Origin of the sequence: Pseudoxanthomonas mexicana, assembly GCF_010093385.1 — a bacterium.
In the GTDB taxonomy this organism is placed as follows: Bacteria; Pseudomonadota; Gammaproteobacteria; order Xanthomonadales; family Xanthomonadaceae; genus Pseudoxanthomonas_A; species Pseudoxanthomonas_A mexicana.
On the sequence record NZ_PDWV01000071.1, the window covers coordinates 1 to 15,565 of the forward strand.

The following is a 15,565-nucleotide window of genomic DNA, read 5'->3' on the forward strand; positions in this document are numbered from 1 at the left end:
GACTACCACCGGCGCCGGGACCCGCCAACGATCCTGTGTATAAGATGTGGATGAAAGGACGAATGGCGGTGCGCCCACCGTCGCTGGGCGGCCTATCCATCGAAAGTACGGAGGGAGTTGACCGTAAGCCGGCGGTTCCTATAGAATTTCCGGTTCTTTCCACCCGAACACGCACGAGGGCCCCATGGCCACCAAGCGCACTTACCAACCCAGCAACCTCAAGCGCAAGCGCGACCATGGTTTCCGTGCCCGTATGGCCACGGCCGATGGCCGCAAGATCCTGGCCCGTCGCCGTGCCAAGGGCCGCAAGCGCCTGACCGCCTGATGGCTCGGCCGTCGTTCGACGGCCAGCATCCATGCGTTCCCCGTATCAAAAGGAGCCCGCCCGTTCACGAGCGGGCTTCTTGCTGAGATGAGCACGGCTTTTCCGCGCAGCGCACGGGTACGCGCGAGCGCCGACTATGCGCGCGTGTTCGAGCAGGCCCGCCGCACGTCCGATCCCCTGATGAGCCTGCACTGGTTGCCGGGCGATGGCGCCGCGCGCCTCGGCCTGGCGGTGTCGCGCAAGGTGGATACGCGCGCCGTGGGCCGCAACCGCATCAAGCGCCAGTTGCGCGAGCATTTCCGTCGCCTCCGTGCCGCGCTGCCGGGCGGCGACTACGTCGTCGTCGCGCGTCCGCCGGCGGCGAAAGCCGATCCGGGCCAGCTGTGTGCGACGTTCGAACGCGTCCTGGCGCGCGCCGGCGCATTGCCGGCATCCGCACCGGGCGGCACAATGCCGCCGGGCTTGAATTGCCCCGCGCCGCCTCCCACTCCTTCTTATCCGACCAAACCGGTTTCCGACGCCGGTTGAGACTGCCTGCCTGATGAACCAGACCCGTGTATTCCTGATCTTCGCCTGGCTGATGGTGGCGACCCTGCTGTGGTTCGAATGGAGCCGGGACAAGGCGGCGCCCGCCCAGCCGACGGTCGCGGCGCAGACCGCAACGGCACCGGCCGGAAGCACCGTACCCACCGCCACCGATGCAGCGCCCGCCACGGGCACGGTACCGGCGGCACCGGTGGCCACGCCGGGCATCACGCAGGCTCCCCGCGCTGCGGCGGCGCCGCGGGTGACGGTGAACACCGACGTGCTGCGCCTGGTGCTGGACGGCGGCAGCGTGCTGCAGGCCGACCTGCTGCACTATCCCCAGAGCAAGACGCCGGGCAGTGGTCCGGTCCGCCTTTTCAGCGAGGATCCGCAGCACTTCTATACGGCGGAAAGCGGTTGGGTGAGCAATGGGTCGAAGGCGCCCGACCATCACGCCTTCGTGCCCGAGAACGGGGCCGGCGAAGTCGCGTTGGCCAAGGGCAGCGACAGCATCAGCGTGCCGTTCGTGTGGCAGGGCCCGGAGGGCGTGACCATCCGCCGGACCTATACCTTCAAGCGTGCCAGCTACGAGATCGAAGTCCGCGACCAGGTCGTCAATGCCGGCGCCGGTACGTGGCAGGGTACGGTCTACCGCCAGTTGCTGCGCACGCCGCCGCAGGTCAAGAGTGGCATGACCAATCCCGAGTCCTTCAGCTTCAACGGCGCCACGTGGTGGGATGGCAGCTACCAGCGCCGCAAGTTCAACGAGGACTACCTGGAGGACGGCCGCGTCAACGCGCAGGTGAAGGGCGGCTGGATCGCGATTCCGCAGCACCACTTCTTCAGTGCGTGGATCCCCAGTGCCGACGACACCACCACCATCTCGCTGGACACCCCGGACAACGGCGCACGCGCGCTGATCCGCGAGATGGGCCCGGGGGTCAACGTCGGCCCCGGCCAGCAGGCCACCACCACCGCGCGCCTGTGGGTGGGCCCGAAGCTGGTCGACAAGATCCACGCCATCAATGCGCCCGGCATCGACCGCGTGGTGGACTACAGCCAGTTCGCGATCCTCGCGCTGCTGGGCCAGGGCCTGTTCTGGGTGCTGAACTTCCTGCACGGCTTCATCGGCAACTGGGGCTGGTCGATCATCGGCCTGGTGATCCTGGTGAAGCTGGCGCTGTATCCGCTGTCCGCCGCGCAATACAAGAGCTTCGCCAAGATGCGCAAGTTCCAGCCGCGCATCCAGCAGCTGAAGGAACGCTACGGCGACGACAAGCAGAAGTTCCAGGTCGCCATGATGGAGCTGTACAAGAAGGAGAAGATCAACCCGATGGGCGGCTGCCTGCCGATCCTCGTGCAGATGCCGGTGTTCCTGGCGCTGTACTGGGTGCTGGTGGAAACCGTGGAGCTGCGCCAGGCACCGTGGTTCGCGTGGATCCAGGACCTGACCGCGCGCGATCCGTACTTCATCCTGCCGGTGCTCAACATGCTGGTCATGTGGCTCACGCAGAAGCTGACGCCGGCGCCGGGCATGGATCCGATGCAGCAGAAGATGATGCAGTTCATGCCGCTGGTGTTCGGCGTGATGATGGCGTTCTTCCCGTCGGGCCTGGTGCTGTACTGGGTCACCAACGGCGCGCTGGGCCTGCTGCAGCAGTGGTGGATGACCAAGCGCCATGGCGAATCGGCTACGCCGCCGAAGACCGCCATCGCGAAGTGATCGCGCGCCATCGCGATACGACGAAGCCCGCCTTCCCGCGGGCTTCGTTTTTCCGTTACGCTGAAACCTCTTCGTCGCACCCAGGCACATGACGCCCACGCAGGACACCATCGCGGCCATCGCCACGGCTCCCGGTGCGGGAGGCGTGGGCATCGTGCGCCTGTCCGGACCCCGCGCGCTGTCGATCGCGAAGACGGTCTGCGCGCGCGCGCTGTCGCCGCGCCGTGCGCATCACGTACGGTTCCTGGATGCCGACGGCGGCACGATCGACGACGGCATCGCGCTGTTGTTTCCCGGCCCGGCGAGTTTCACCGGGGAGCACGTGGTGGAACTGCAGGCGCACGGCAGTCCTGTCGTGCTGCAGCAACTGGTGGCGCGCGCCTGCGCGCTGGGTGCGCGGATGGCACGGCCGGGGGAGTTCTCCGAACGCGCCTTCCTCAACGGCAAGCTCGATCTCGCCCAGGCCGAAGCCATCGCCGATCTCATCGCGGCCGCCGATGCACGCGCCGCACGCGCCGCGCGGCGCGCGCTGGACGGCGTGTTCTCCGCGCGCGTCGATGGCATCGGCCAGTCGCTGCTGGCGTTGCGCGTGCACGTGGAAGCCGCCATCGACTTCGCCGACGAATCCCTCGACACGCTCGGCGGCGAACAGGTCCGCCTGCGCCTGGCCGAAGCGCGGCAGCAGCTGGACGCGCTGATCGCCGATGCCGAACGCGGGCGCAAGCTGCGCGACGGCGTGCATGCGGTGATCGTCGGCCCGCCCAACGCCGGCAAGAGCTCGCTGCTCAACGCGCTGGCCGGCAGCGACCGTGCCATCGTCACCGATGTCGCCGGTACCACCCGCGATACCTTGCGCGAAACCATCCGCCTGGACGGTCTGGAACTGCACCTGGTGGACACCGCCGGCCTGCGCGATGGCGGCGATGCGATCGAGCGCGAAGGCATGCGCCGCGCCCGGGCCGAATTGCAGCGCGCCGACGTGGCCCTGGCGGTGGTCGATGCACGCGACCCGGCGGCGGGTCGCGCGGCCGTTGCTGCCGACATCGTGGGCGTGCCCGCGGTGCTGTGGATCCACAACAAGGTCGATCTGCTGGCGCATGCGCCGCCGGACCTGCCCGACCACATCCCCGTCTCGGCGGCGCGCGGCCTCGGCCTCGACCGCCTGCACGCCCGTCTGCGCGCGGTCGCGGGCGGGGCGGCCGGCGACGGTGGCGAGGGCGAGTTCTCCGCGCGCGCCCGTCACGTGGACGCGCTGCAGCGTGCCGCCCTGCACGCCGGGGCCGCCGCCGACCAGCTGCAGCACGAACAGCTCGAACTGGCGGCCGAAGAGCTGCGCCTGGCCCACGACGCCCTGGGCGAGATCACCGGCCGCCTCAGCGCGGACGACATGCTGGGCCACATCTTCTCCACGTTCTGCATCGGCAAGTGATGCAGACAGGGCGGAGCCCGTCAAAACTGTGACGCAGGTCAAGTGTTGACAGCAAGGCGGCGACGTACCCTGAACACCGGGTAGGGGTACCCGGAAGGCATCGTGCCGCTTCGCACCGGGCCCATGGCCGTCGTGCGGCGACGGGCCTGCGCTGACCATCCATGTCCGGACCCGCGCTGCGCGGGCCGGGACCGTGTCGCCAACATTAGAAAATGCACCTGGGGGAGTTGAAACCGATGTCCTTGACCAACACGACCGGACGCCTGCGTTACGTCGCGCCATTGCTGCTGATCGTCGCCGTGGCGGCGTGCTCCAAGCAGGAAGAAGCCGCGCCCGCCACCACGCCTGCGGCCGCCACGCCCGCCGCGCCGCCGCCGCCCGCGGTATCGGCCGAAGTCCAGGCGATGGATGCCGACGCCCTGCGCGAAGCCGCCACCAAGGCGCTGCGCGAGAACCGCATCTACGCGCCGGGCGGCGACAACGCAATGGAGTACTACCTGGCGCTGCGCGACAAGCTGCCCAACGACCCGGGCGTGACCAGCGCGTTGACCGACCTGATGCCGTACACGCTGATCGCCGCCGAACAGAGCATCGCGCGGGAAGAATTCTCCGAGGCCCAGCGCCTGTCGGCCATCATCGAGAAGGCCGATCCGAAGGCACCGGCGCTGCCGCGCCTGCAGCAGAGCATCGCCGCCGCCCAGCAGGCCGTCGCCCAGCGCGCGGTGACCGACGACGCCAAGAGCAAGGCCGATGAAGAGGCGCGCCTGAAGGAGCAGCAGCGCCTGGCCCAGCAGGCCGAGCAGCAGCGTGCAGCCGAGGCCGCGGCCGCCCAGCAGCTGGCCCAGCAGCAGGAGGCCGCGCGTCAGGAGGCGGCCCGCCAGGAAGCCGAACGCCAGGCCGCCGCACAGCGCGAAGCGGCCGAACGCCAGGCCGCCGCGGCGCGCGCCGCCGTTCCCGCCGCCGCGCCGGCGCAGACGCTGCGTGCCGTCAGCACGCCGGCCCCGCGCTACCCGCCCGAAGCCCTGCGTTCGGGTACCCAGGGCGAGGTGCTGGTGGAAATCACCGTCGGCACCGACGGCTCGGTCACCAACGCGCGCGTCGTCCGCGCCACGCCGGCCCGTGTGTTCGATCGCGAGGCGCTGAACGCCGTACGCCGCTGGCGCTTCGAGCCGCTGGATGCGCCGGTCACCACCCGCCGCACGATCGGGTTCAATCCAGGCAGCTGATCCGCCCGGCGCTCCGGACCAGGACAGACGCCGGCCTCGTGCCGGCGTTTCTCTTTCCCGGCGCCGGAAAGCGAACGGCCACCTCGCGGTGGCCGTTGCTTCCAGGCGTTCCTCGGCGGACTTCAGCCGGCGATCGCCAGCTTCTCCTGATGGTAGCGCCGCACCGCGGCGTACCACAGCAGCGCCGCCACGCCGAAGGCCGCCGCCACGTAGATGCCCCAGGTCTGCGCGCTGATGTACTCGTTGCGGATCACCTTCAGCAGCAACTGGTTCTGCGCCAGGAACGGCACCGCGAACTGCCAGGGCTGGCTCTTCAGCGGGTTCGCCATCAGCGCGAACGTCGGGATCATCGGCAGCAGCATCAGCCAGGTCATGTGGCTCTGCGCCTCCTTCATGCTCTTGGCCGACGCGGCGAGATACGTCAGCAGCGACGTGCCGATGAACAGCATCGGCACCAGGATCAGCAGCATCTTGCCGATGGCCAGGAACGACACGTTCAACTGCCGTCCCAGCGTGCCCGCGAACTGCGCGCTGAACTTGAAGGCCAGCAGGGTGAGCAGCAGCGTGGCCAGGCCGATCATGCAGGCTGCGGCGATCTTGCCGCTGACCACGGCACTGCGCGGTGCGGGCGTCGCCAGCAGCGGTTCCAGCGACTGGCGCTCCCGCTCGCCCGCCGTCGCATCCAGGATCAGGTAGGCACCGCCGATGAACGAAGTCAGGATCAGCAGGTAGGGCAGCAGCACCGACAACAGCATGCCCTGCTTGGCTTCCGGCGTGGCCATGTCCTGCAGGCCGATGTTGACCGGTCGCGCGACGGAGGCATCGATGCCGCGCGCGAGCAGGCGCAACGCGCCGACCTGCTGGCTGTACGCGTTCAACGCGGCCTGCAGGCGCTGCGTGGGGATGTCCGCATCGCGCCGCGTGCTGTCGCGGATGATCTCCACCAGCGCCGGACGGCCGTTGCGCCAGTCTTCGGCGTAATCCGGGCTGATGCGCAGTGCCGCGTCGATTTCCTGCGAGCGGATCGCGGTGTCCAGGTTGGCAGGGGCGGGTGCGGCGGTGATGCCGTTGGTGGCGAGGAACTTCACCAGGTTGGGCGCGTGCTCGGCGCCCACCATGGGAATCTCCAGGGTCTTGTCCACCTGCGTGCGGATGCGGTTTTCGGTCAGGTAGCCCATGCCCAGCATCAGCGCCGGGTAGAGCAATGGTCCCAGGAACAGGGCCAGCGCCAGCGTGCGGCGGTCGCGGGAGAGGTCGCGCAGTTCCTTGCGCATCACGGTAAAGACGGTACGGAACATGTTCATGCCAGCAGGCCCTCCTCCGAACCGATCACCTTGACGAAGGCTTCCTCCAGGTTGTCCTCGCCCGCCTGTTCGCGCAGTTCGTCGGCGGTGCCGGCGGCGACCACCGTGCCCTTGGCGATGATGACGATGCGGTCGCAGAGCGCGGCCACCTCCTGCATGATGTGGCTGGAGAAGATCACGCAGCGACCCTCCTCGCGCAGCTGGCGCAGGAAGCCGCGCATCGCGCGCGTGGTCATCACGTCCAGGCCGTTGGTGGGCTCGTCGAGGATGACGTTGCGCGGGTCATGCACCAGCGCACGGGCGATCGCCGTCTTGGTGCGCTGGCCCTGACTGAAGCCTTCGGTCTGGCGGTCCAGGATGTCGCCCATGTCCAGCGCATCGGAGAGCGCCTTGGTGCGTTCGGCGATCTGCTTCGACGACAGGCCGTGCAGTTCGCCGAAGTAGGCGATGTTCTCGCGTGCGGTCAGGCGCTTGTACACGCCGCGCGCATCGGGCAGCACGCCCAGCGCACGCCGCACGGCGACCGGGTCGCGCGCGGCATCGATGCCATCGACGGTGACGTTGCCGCGGTCCGGCGTCATCAGCGTGTACAGCATGCGCATGGTGGTGGTCTTGCCGGCGCCGTTGGGCCCCAGCAGCCCGGTGATCTGGCCATCGTGGGCGGTGAAGCTGACGCCGTCCACGGCGGTGACCTTCCCGGTCTTGGTCTTGAAGGATTTGTGCAGGTCGTTGGCGATGATCATTCGGTCATGTCCCTTGAAGGTGGCGGGCGCGCGGTGCGCGGCTCACGGTTCCCAGCCGTTGAAGCTGGTGAAGGGCGGCACGTAGTCCAGGCTGTCCAGGCACTTGGCGTCCAGACCCTTGGCATCGGCCGTCTCCAGGAAGCGGCCCAGCAGCTTGGGCATGCAGCCTACGGCGAACGTCCCGTGGCCCTGTCCCTTCAGCACCAGGTGGCGACCGTTGGACAGCGTGCGCAGCACCTGCTCGCCATAGCGCGGCGGCGTGACCGGATCCAGCTCGCCGGAGGTCAGCAGCGTGGGGATGTCCGACGTCCATGCGGTGTGGAAATCCGCCGGCCGCTTGCCGGTGGGCCATGCCGCGCACTGCGCCTTCAGCGTGTCGCCCATCGCACTGCCCAGCACGGTGTCGCCGTCGGCCGGGTCGGTCTTGAAAAGATCGGCGTCCTCGGCGCAGATCACCGACAGCTGCATCCCGTGCATGAACTGGTCGCCCACCTGCGCTTCCAGCAGCTTGGACAGCGACATCAGCGAGCCGTAGCGGCCCTGCTGGGCTTCGTTGAGGACCAGCGGCAGCAGCGCGGCGCCCTGCGGGTAGTACGAATACATGCGGGTGATGCCGGCCACCGTGCCGGCGTTGACCTCGCCGGTGAGCAGTTCGCCGGTGGAGGGATCGCGGTACTCGGTGTTCGCCGGCGCGGCCGCCAGGCGCGTCATCAACGTGCGCAGCTGCCCGCGCAGGTCATCGCCGAAGCGGCCCTTGCAGGTGTCGTTCGCCTGGCAACGCTGGAACTGCAGCGCCAGCGCCGCGTCCAGGTTGCGCGCATGCTCGCTGCCCAGCACCAGTTCGTTCGGCACCACGCCGTCGATCACCACGGCGCGCGTGCTGTCGGGATGGCGCATGGCGTACTGCTGTGCCACCCGCGTGCCGTACGAGCCGCCGACCAGGTTGATCTTCGCCGCGCCCAGCGCCTTGCGCACGCTGTCCAGGTCGCGCACGGCGTCGGTGGTGGTGTAGAAGCGGGGATCGGCCTTCAGCGAGGCGGCGCAGTCGCGCGCAAAGGCGGCTGCCGCCGCCTCGCTGAGGTCATCCGGATCGCTGTAGGCGTTGCGGCCTTCCGTGTCCCTGCAGGCGAGCGGATTCGACTTGCCGGTGCCGCGCTGGTCGACCAGCACGATGTGGCGCGACTTGCGCACCTCGCGGAACGCGCCGTCGATGGCCGGCCAGACCTGCACGGCCGACTGGCCCGGGCCGCCGGCGAGGAAGAACACGGGATCGTCCGTCGCCGCCCCTTCGTTGGTCGCGGGCAGCCAGGCGATGTTCAACGCCCCCTTGCGGCCTTCGGGCCTGGCCGGATCCTCGGCCACCTCGTAGGTCGTGCATTGCGCCTCGACGTTGGTGGTCAGGTAGGGCGCCGTCAGCGTACAGGGCGTGAAGGCGAGCTCGCCGTAATGGCGGACGGCCTGCTGGTCGGGCCCCGGGGCGGCGCCGTTGCAGCCGGCGAGCGCCAGGGCGCCCCGGGTGGTCGCGAGTGTTCGACGAAGCTGGTGTTCCATGCATCTGTCCCGTTTGAGCTGGTTCCAGCATGCCATGACGGCGCAGCGGGACGGATGTGACCGGCGGTCGGCGTGGCCGCCGCTATTTGCTGCTCACGTATTTTTCCCGGCGGATCTGGGGTACCGGCAGGCCGAATCCCTTCAGGGCTTCGAAGCAGGCATCCACCATGTCGGGGTTGCCGCACAGGTAGGCGATGTCGCGCGCGGCGTCGGGCGCGAACTCGCCCAGGTGCTGCTGCACGTAGCCGTGGCGCACGTCGGGGTGGGGATCCGGCGGAAGCTCGCGCGACAGGCAGGGCACGTAACGGAATCCCGGATGCGCGTCGGCGAAGGCGCGGAACTCGTCGCCGTACAGCAGCTCGGCCGGCGTCCGTGCACCCTGCAATAGCACGACTTCGATCCCGCGTCCGGCCATCAGCGCCTCCAGCTGCGGCAGCATCGAGCGGTACGGCGTGACGCCGGTGCCCGTGGCGATCAGCAGGTAGCGTGCGTTGCGGTCGCCTGGCATCAGGCAGAAGCGGCCGAACGGGCCGCTCGCTTCCACATGTCCGCCCTCCGGCAGGCCTTCGAACAGCGCGGTCGCCGCGCCACCGGGCACGTAGCTGACCGCGATCTCCACCGCTTCGCCCGGGCCCAGCGCATGGTCGTGGATTGTCGCCAGCGAATAGCTGCGCTTGGCCGGCGTGCCGTCGGCGTAGCGGAAATGCACCTGGATGAACTGGCCGGGGACGAAGTCCAGCGGCTGCCCGTCGTCGCGGACGAACTGGTAGTGGCCCACGCTGGGCGCCAGCATGCGGCGGCCGATGAGCTTCAACGGGAAATGCGCGATCGCCAAGGCGTCTGGAACACTGTGTGGCCCGGGGCGGCCCCGGCGGGACGCCTATAATAAGCGTTCGATTCCCCCGGGCGCCGTCGTGGCGCCACAAGGTACCCCATGGCGTCTGCGACAACGGCTTCCGCGGCGGCGCCCGCGCTGGCCATCTCCGACCTGCGCAAGGTCTACGACAACGGTGTGCAGGCCCTGAAGGGCGTGTCGCTGCGGGTCGAACCCGGCGACTTCTTCGCCCTGCTCGGCCCCAACGGCGCCGGCAAGTCCACGCTCATCGGCATCGTCAGCTCGCTGGTCAACAAGAGCAGCGGCCAGGTCGGCGTGTTCGGCGTGGACATCGACCGCGACCGCGACGGCGCCATGCGCCTGCTGGGCCTGGTGCCGCAGGAGATCAACTTCAACATGTTCGAGAAGCCGCTGGACATCTGCGTGAACTACGCGGGTTTCTACGGCATCCCGCGCGCCGAGGCGCTGGTGCGGGCCGAAGAGGAACTCAGGCGCGCGCAGCTGTGGGAAAAGGCCCACGTGATGAGCCGCACGCTCTCCGGCGGCATGAAGCGCCGGCTGATGATCGCCCGCGCCATGATGACCCGGCCGAAGCTGCTGATCCTGGACGAGCCCACCGCCGGCGTGGACATCGAGATCCGCCGCGGCATGTGGAAGACACTGAAGGACATCAACGAGTCCGGCACCACCATCATCCTGACCACGCATTACCTGGAAGAGGCCGAGAGCCTCTGCCGCAACCTGGCCATCATCGACCGTGGCGTCATCGTCGAACAGGGGCCGATGCGCGCCCTGCTGGCCAAGCTGGACGTGGAGGGCTTCCTGTTCGACATCGACGGCGACCTGCCGGCGCAGCTGCCGGTGATCGAAGGCACCACGCTGTCCGCCACCGACAGCCATACCCTGGACCTGGACATGCCGCGTGCGATGGACCTCAACCGCGTGTTCGCCGCGCTCAACGACGCGGGTATCCGCGTGCGCTCCATGCGCACCAAGAGCACCCGGCTGGAAGAGCTGTTCGTGCGCCTGACCGGCGATGAAGCCGCCGCCAAGCGGGAGCAGGCCGCATGAGCGCCGCCCATCCGCAGGAGACCGCCATGACCACGCCGCTGCAGAAGAACCTGGTCGCACTGGGCACCATCGTCCGCCGCGAAGTGAACCGCATCCTGCGCATCTGGGGCCAGACCCTGGTGCCGCCGGCCATCACCATGACGCTGTACTTCCTGATCTTCGGCGGGCTGATCGGCAGCCGCATCGGCGACATGGGCGGCTACACCTACATGGAGTTCATCGTGCCGGGCCTGGTGATGATGAGCATCATCCAGAACAGCTACGGCAACATCAGCTCCAGTTTCTTCGGCGCCAAGTTCGGCCGCCACGTGGAGGAACTGCTGGTCAGCCCGATGCCGAACTGGGTGATCCTGCTGGGCTACGTGGCCGGCGCCGTGCTGCGCGGCCTGATGGTGGGCGCCATCGTGCTGGTCATCGCGATGTTCTTCACCAAGGTGCGCGTGCCGCATCCGCTGGTGACCATCACCACGGTGCTGCTGGGTGCCACGATCTTCTCGCTGGCCGGCTTCGTCAACGCGGCCTATGCGAAGAAGTTCGACGACATCGCCATCGTGCCGACCTTCATCCTCACCCCGCTGACCTACCTGGGCGGCGTGTTCTATTCGGTGAAGCTGCTGCCGCCGTGGGCCGAGGCGCTGACCCACGCCAACCCGATCTTCTACATGGTCAACGCGTTCCGCTACGGCCTGCTGGGCACCAGCGACGTCCCGCTGTGGATCGCCTACGTGTTGATGCTGGCGTTCGTGTTCGGGCTGGGTGCGCTGGGCCTGTGGCTGCTGAAGAAAGGCGTGGGGCTGCGCAGCTGATGCGGCTGCTCGTGCTCGGCGCCGGCGGCACCGGCGGATATTTCGGTGGCCGTCTCGCTCAGGCCGGTGTAGACGTCAGCTTCCTGGTGCGTCCCGCACGCGCCACCCTGTTGCGGGAACGCGGCCTGCGCATCCGCAGTCCGCTGGGCGACGCGGATGTTCCCGCACAGGTCATCACCGCGGAACAACTCCGCGATGCCACACCGTTCGAACTCGTCCTGCTGAGCTGCAAGGCCTACGACCTGGACAGCGCGATGGCCGCCATCGCGCCTGCCGTGGAAGCCGGCGCTCGCGTGCTGCCGCTGCTCAACGGCCTGCGCCACTACGAAGCGCTCGACGCGCGCTTCGGCTTCGCCAACGTGCTCGGCGGGCTTTGCTTCATCCGCGCCACGCTGGGTGCCGACGGCGAGATCCTGCACCTCGGCAAGCCGGCATCGGTCACCTTCGGTGAACGCGACGGCCAGCCCGCCGACGTGCGCCTGCAGTCGCTCGCCGCCGTCTGCACGCAGGCCGGCATCGACCACGTGCACACGCCGGACATCGCGCGGGCGCAGTGGGTGAAGTACAGCTTCCGCACGGCGCTCGCGGCGGGCACGTGCCTGATGCGCGCACCGATCGGCACGATCGTGGCGGGCGAGGGCGGCGCGGACTTCATGGCGGCGCTGTACGGGGAATGCCTGGCCGTCGCGGCGGCAACCGGTCAGTCGATACCGGATGCAGCGCAGGCTTCGGCACGCGACACGCTGACGACCGCCGGTTCGCCGATGAAGGCGTCGATGCTGCGTGACCTGGAGGCGGGCCAGCGTGTCGAGGCGGCGCATATCGTCGGCGACATGGTGCATCGCGCGGCGGCGCATGGCATCGCCACGCCCCACCTGCAGGCCGCGTGGGTGCACCTGCAGGCGTACGAGGCGCAGCGACCGGCCTGAGCGAGGGGCTTCACGCCGCCCTGACGGCGGCTGCCTCCATGCTGCGCCACCTTCCCGGTAGCGCCGTCATGAAGCACCTGCACAGACTCTTCCTCGCCGGCCACCTGGCCATCATCGCCCTGTTCTTTGCTGCGGCCGTCTCACTCGTCGTCCTGGCCGCCAGCGAGTTGTGGCAGGGCGCGATCATGGCGGGTACCGACGCCGGCCTGCGTGGTCGTTTCGACAACATCCTCGAAAGCATCGGCATGCTGACCATCGGACTGGTCGCGCTGGAACTGGCGCAGACGGTGTTCGAGGAGGAAGTGCAGCGCGACGTGAAAGTCAGCGGTCCCACCCGCGTGCGTCGCTACCTGTCGCGTTTCCTGGTGGTCATCGTCATCGCGTTGTCGATCGAAACGCTGGTGGCCACGTTCGAGCTGATGCACGAAGACCCGCGCCAACTGCCGTACGTCATCGCGATCGGCGGCTCGGCGGCGCTGCTGCTGGTGGCGTGGGGCGTATTCGTCCGCCTCAACCGCAGCGCCGAGGAACTCGAACCCGAGGCCATGCAGCAGGCCAAGTCCGAGGACGACAAGGTCGAGTGACGCGGTTCTGACTCAGCGGTCGACAGGCAAGCCGAAGAACGCGCGCGCCGTAGCCGTCGTCGCCGCGGCGGTGACCTCGACCTCCTCGCCACGGTCGCGCGCCAGCTCCGCGACGATGTGGGCCAGGTACATCGGCTCGTTGCGGCGGTGCGAGGGCTGTGGCTTCACCGTGCGCGGCAGCAGGTAGGGCGCGTCGGTCTCGATCATCAGCCGGTTGGCCGGGATGTTCTTCACCAGCTCGCGCAGGTGCAGGCCGCGGCGTTCGTCGCAGAGCCAGCCGGTGATGCCGATGTGCCAGTCCTGGTCCAGGCAGTCGAACAGCTCCTTCCTGGTGCCGGTGAAGCAGTGCACGACGGCCGGACCGAGCCGGCCGTCGAAGTTCTTCATCATGGCCACGAAGTCGTCGTGCGCGTCGCGCTGGTGCAGGAACAGCGGCTTGCCGGTATCCACGGCGATCTGCAGTTGCCGCTCGAACGCCCGGCGCTGCGCGGGGCGCGGCGAGAAGTCGCGGAAGTAGTCCAGGCCGCATTCGCCCACCGCGACGACCTCCGGATGCGCATGCAGCGCACGCATTTCGGCGTCGCATTCATCGGTGTATTCGGTGGCGTGGTGCGGGTGCACGCCCGCGGTGGCGAACAGCTCGCCCGGGTGCGCCTGCGCCAGACGCAGGGCCATGGGCGAATGCTCGCGGCTGGCGCCCGTGATCACCTGCTGCACCACGCCGGCTTCGCGCGCGCGCTGGAGCACCGCGTTGCGGTCGTGGTCGAAGCTTTCGTGGGTGAGGTTGGCGCCGATGTCGATGAGATCCATGGCCGCATTTTATGCCCTCGTGCCTGCTGTTGTAGGAGCGACGTAAGTCGCGACCGCGAAAATCAAGAAGTCCCTATCCATAGGAAGTCTCCCGAACCTACCGTTGCGCAAGCCGTGCGGTCGCGACTCACGTCGCTCCTACAGAGGCCGCAGGCCTTATCCTTCGCACCGCATGCCATCGCCCACCTTCCCCATCACCCCGCTGCTACCGGACATCGTCCGCAGCCTGTCCGACCATCCGCGCCTGGTGCTGGAGGCCCCGCCCGGTGCGGGCAAGACCACCCAGGTGCCGCTGGCGCTGCTGGACGAGCCGTGGCTGCAGGGCCGCAAGATCGTGATGCTGGAGCCGCGCCGCGTGGCGGCGCGCGCGGCGGCCGGCTTCATGGCCAGGCAGCGCGGCGAAGCGGTCGGCGGCACGGTCGGCTACCGCATCCGTTTCGAGAACAAGGTCGGGCCGGACACGCGGATCGAGGTGGTCACCGAGGGCATCCTGACCCGGATGATCCAGGAAGATCCGATGCTGGAGGGGATCGGGGCGATCCTGTTCGACGAATTCCACGAGCGCCACCTGGCAGGCGACCTCGGACTGGCATTGGCGCTGGACGTGCAGGCGCAGCTGCGCGAGGACCTGCGCATCGTCGTGATGTCCGCCACGCTGGACGGCGAGAAGCTGGCGCGGTTCCTCGATGCGCCGCGGCTGAGCAGCGAAGGCCGTGGCTTCCCGGTGCAAGTGGCGCACTTTCCCGCGCGCCGGGACGAGGCGATCGAAGTACAGGCACGCCGCGCCATCGAACACGCCGTACTCACGCACCCCGGCGATGTGCTGGTGTTCCTGCCGGGCCAGCGCGAGATCGCGCGGGGGGAGGCGATGCTGGTGGATATCTTGCCAGAGGACATCGTCGTCCTCGCCCTGCACGGCGAACTGCCGGTGGAAAAACAGTCCGAAGCCCTGCAGCCCGATCCCCAAGGCCGCCGCCGCGTGGTACTGGCGACCAACGTGGCCGAGTCTTCGGTGACGCTGCCCGGCGTGCGCGTGGTGGTCGACAGCGGGCTGGCGCGGGAACCTTCGTACGATCCGAACAGCGGCTTCTCGCGCCTGGAGGTGACCCACATTTCGCAGGCCTCCGCCGACCAGCGTGCCGGCCGTGCGGGTCGCGTGGCCGAGGGCTGGGCGTATCGCCTGTGGCCGCAATCGCAGCGGCTCGATCCGCAGCGACGGCCGGAGATCGCGCTGGTCGAACTCGGCGCCCTCGCATTGGAATTGGCCGCGTGGGGCAGCGACGACCTGCGCTTCGTCGATGCGCCGCCGCCCGGGGCGATGAATGCCGCGCGCGACCTGCTACGCCGGCTCGGTGCGCTGACGGCATCGAACGCCATCACGCCCCTGGGGAAGCGCATGCTCGCGCTCGGCACGCACCCCCGGCTCGCGGCGATGCTGCTGTCGGCGGACGAGGGTGAGGACCGCGCGCTGGCGTGTGACCTCGCCGCGCTGGTCGAAGCGCGCGATCCGCTGCGCATGGGCGGGGATGCGCTTGCCGCGCGCTGCGTCCATTCGCCAGCAGGTAGCGACGCGCGTCCTGCGGATGCTGGAAGCCGATGCGGTCCGGGAAGGCATGCATCAGCACGTCGCCCCGGCGGGGCGACTCCCCCGCTGTCTCTTAATCACATATGGAGCTGGCGACGCTCCTTAGCGGTACGCAGTCG

At 68.9% G+C, this 15,565-nt stretch carries 15 protein-coding genes; 10 read left to right on the top strand and 5 right to left on the bottom strand.

All coding sequences use genetic code 11. From position 1 onward, the window contains the following. The first annotated feature begins 184 nt into the window (after positions 1-184). From rpmH to CSC76_RS17360, 5 genes are all read left to right on the top strand, one after another. The gene (gene rpmH / locus CSC76_RS17340; protein WP_027083663.1) at positions 185-325 is read left to right on the top strand and encodes a 50S ribosomal protein L34; all 141 of its coding nucleotides are present in this window, start codon (positions 185-187) and stop codon (positions 323-325) included. Between the two features lie 87 nt (positions 326-412). After that, complete coding sequence (rnpA, locus tag CSC76_RS17345; protein WP_162111218.1) at positions 413-853, top strand: ribonuclease P protein component; 441 nt, start codon at positions 413-415, stop codon at positions 851-853. A 13-nt stretch (positions 854-866) separates the two neighbouring features. Further along, on the top strand, positions 867-2,573 hold the full coding sequence (gene yidC / locus CSC76_RS17350) for a membrane protein insertase YidC (protein WP_162111219.1): 1,707 nt from the start codon (positions 867-869) through the stop codon (positions 2,571-2,573). An 88-nt stretch (positions 2,574-2,661) separates the two neighbouring features. Next, complete coding sequence (gene mnmE / locus CSC76_RS17355) at positions 2,662-4,002, top strand: tRNA uridine-5-carboxymethylaminomethyl(34) synthesis GTPase MnmE (protein WP_162111220.1); 1,341 nt, start codon at positions 2,662-2,664, stop codon at positions 4,000-4,002. 236 nt (positions 4,003-4,238) lie between these two features. Further along, positions 4,239-5,228, top strand: a complete 990-nt coding sequence (locus tag CSC76_RS17360; protein ID WP_162111221.1) for an energy transducer TonB — start codon at positions 4,239-4,241, stop codon at positions 5,226-5,228. Between the two features lie 122 nt (positions 5,229-5,350). On the opposite strand, the gene CSC76_RS17365 is transcribed toward CSC76_RS17360, so the two are convergent. The 4 genes from CSC76_RS17365 to CSC76_RS17380 all read right to left on the bottom strand — a co-directional run bounded on the left by CSC76_RS17365 (position 5,351) and on the right by CSC76_RS17380 (position 9,661). After that, on the bottom strand, positions 5,351-6,532 hold the full coding sequence (locus CSC76_RS17365; protein WP_162111222.1) for an ABC transporter permease: 1,182 nt from the start codon (positions 6,530-6,532) through the stop codon (positions 5,351-5,353). Next, on the bottom strand, positions 6,529-7,275 hold the full coding sequence (locus tag CSC76_RS17370) for an ABC transporter ATP-binding protein (RefSeq protein WP_162111223.1): 747 nt from the start codon (positions 7,273-7,275) through the stop codon (positions 6,529-6,531). Before CSC76_RS17370 ends, CSC76_RS17365 begins: the two co-directional genes overlap by 4 nt. A gap of 42 nt (positions 7,276-7,317) precedes the next feature. Beyond that, the gene (locus CSC76_RS17375) at positions 7,318-8,826 is read right to left on the bottom strand and encodes an alpha/beta hydrolase (RefSeq protein ID WP_162111224.1); all 1,509 of its coding nucleotides are present in this window, start codon (positions 8,824-8,826) and stop codon (positions 7,318-7,320) included. Between the two features lie 82 nt (positions 8,827-8,908). Continuing rightward, positions 8,909-9,661: a ferredoxin--NADP reductase gene (locus tag CSC76_RS17380; protein WP_162111225.1), complete on the bottom strand. Its 753-nt coding sequence runs from the start codon at positions 9,659-9,661 to the stop codon at positions 8,909-8,911. 99 nt (positions 9,662-9,760) lie between these two features. Here CSC76_RS17380 and CSC76_RS17385 point away from each other — a divergent pair, with 99 nt between their 5' ends. The 4 genes from CSC76_RS17385 to CSC76_RS17400 all read left to right on the top strand — a co-directional run bounded on the left by CSC76_RS17385 (position 9,761) and on the right by CSC76_RS17400 (position 13,051). Next, positions 9,761-10,732, top strand: coding sequence for an ABC transporter ATP-binding protein (locus tag CSC76_RS17385; protein WP_162111226.1), 972 nt, complete (start codon positions 9,761-9,763; stop codon positions 10,730-10,732). Further along, the gene (locus CSC76_RS17390) at positions 10,729-11,538 is read left to right on the top strand and encodes an ABC transporter permease (RefSeq protein WP_162111227.1); all 810 of its coding nucleotides are present in this window, start codon (positions 10,729-10,731) and stop codon (positions 11,536-11,538) included. The genes CSC76_RS17385 and CSC76_RS17390 overlap by 4 nt, the downstream gene beginning before the upstream one ends. Next, a complete protein-coding gene (gene panE / locus CSC76_RS17395; protein ID WP_162111228.1) occupies positions 11,538-12,467 on the top strand; it encodes a 2-dehydropantoate 2-reductase in 930 nt (309 codons plus the stop codon). Before CSC76_RS17390 ends, panE begins: the two co-directional genes overlap by 1 nt. A gap of 68 nt (positions 12,468-12,535) precedes the next feature. After that, positions 12,536-13,051, top strand: coding sequence for a hypothetical protein (locus tag CSC76_RS17400; RefSeq protein WP_162111229.1), 516 nt, complete (start codon positions 12,536-12,538; stop codon positions 13,049-13,051). 12 nt (positions 13,052-13,063) lie between these two features. On the opposite strand, the gene CSC76_RS17405 is transcribed toward CSC76_RS17400, so the two are convergent. Beyond that, positions 13,064-13,861 carry a TatD family hydrolase gene (locus tag CSC76_RS17405; RefSeq protein ID WP_162111230.1) on the bottom strand — a complete coding sequence of 266 codons (798 nt, stop codon included), beginning with the start codon at positions 13,859-13,861 and terminating at the stop codon, positions 13,064-13,066. Between the two features lie 172 nt (positions 13,862-14,033). On the opposite strand from CSC76_RS17405, the gene hrpB reads away from it, so the two are divergent. Continuing rightward, the coding region (gene hrpB, locus CSC76_RS17410) for an ATP-dependent helicase HrpB (protein WP_162111231.1) at positions 14,034-15,565 on the top strand (1,532 nt) is incomplete at its 3' end.

What these genes read in the sequence shown, in the direction of transcription:
- mnmE (WP_162111220.1), top strand. Translation starts at nt 2,662, where the DNA reads ATGACGCCCACGCAGGACACCATCGCGGCCATCGCCACGGCTCCCGGT.
- CSC76_RS17390 (WP_162111227.1), top strand. Translation starts at nt 10,729, where the DNA reads ATGAGCGCCGCCCATCCGCAGGAGACCGCCATGACCACGCCGCTGCAG.
- rnpA (WP_162111218.1), top strand. Translation starts at nt 413, where the DNA reads ATGAGCACGGCTTTTCCGCGCAGCGCACGGGTACGCGCGAGCGCCGAC.
- rpmH (WP_027083663.1), top strand. Translation starts at nt 185, where the DNA reads ATGGCCACCAAGCGCACTTACCAACCCAGCAACCTCAAGCGCAAGCGC.
- CSC76_RS17365 (WP_162111222.1), bottom strand. Translation starts at nt 6,532, where the DNA reads ATGAACATGTTCCGTACCGTCTTTACCGTGATGCGCAAGGAACTGCGC.
- yidC (WP_162111219.1), top strand. Translation starts at nt 867, where the DNA reads ATGAACCAGACCCGTGTATTCCTGATCTTCGCCTGGCTGATGGTGGCG.
- CSC76_RS17405 (WP_162111230.1), bottom strand. Translation starts at nt 13,861, where the DNA reads ATGGATCTCATCGACATCGGCGCCAACCTCACCCACGAAAGCTTCGAC.
- CSC76_RS17370 (WP_162111223.1), bottom strand. Translation starts at nt 7,275, where the DNA reads ATGATCATCGCCAACGACCTGCACAAATCCTTCAAGACCAAGACCGGG.
- CSC76_RS17375 (WP_162111224.1), bottom strand. Translation starts at nt 8,826, where the DNA reads ATGGAACACCAGCTTCGTCGAACACTCGCGACCACCCGGGGCGCCCTG.
- panE (WP_162111228.1), top strand. Translation starts at nt 11,538, where the DNA reads ATGCGGCTGCTCGTGCTCGGCGCCGGCGGCACCGGCGGATATTTCGGT.
- CSC76_RS17360 (WP_162111221.1), top strand. Translation starts at nt 4,239, where the DNA reads ATGTCCTTGACCAACACGACCGGACGCCTGCGTTACGTCGCGCCATTG.
- CSC76_RS17385 (WP_162111226.1), top strand. Translation starts at nt 9,761, where the DNA reads ATGGCGTCTGCGACAACGGCTTCCGCGGCGGCGCCCGCGCTGGCCATC.
- CSC76_RS17400 (WP_162111229.1), top strand. Translation starts at nt 12,536, where the DNA reads ATGAAGCACCTGCACAGACTCTTCCTCGCCGGCCACCTGGCCATCATC.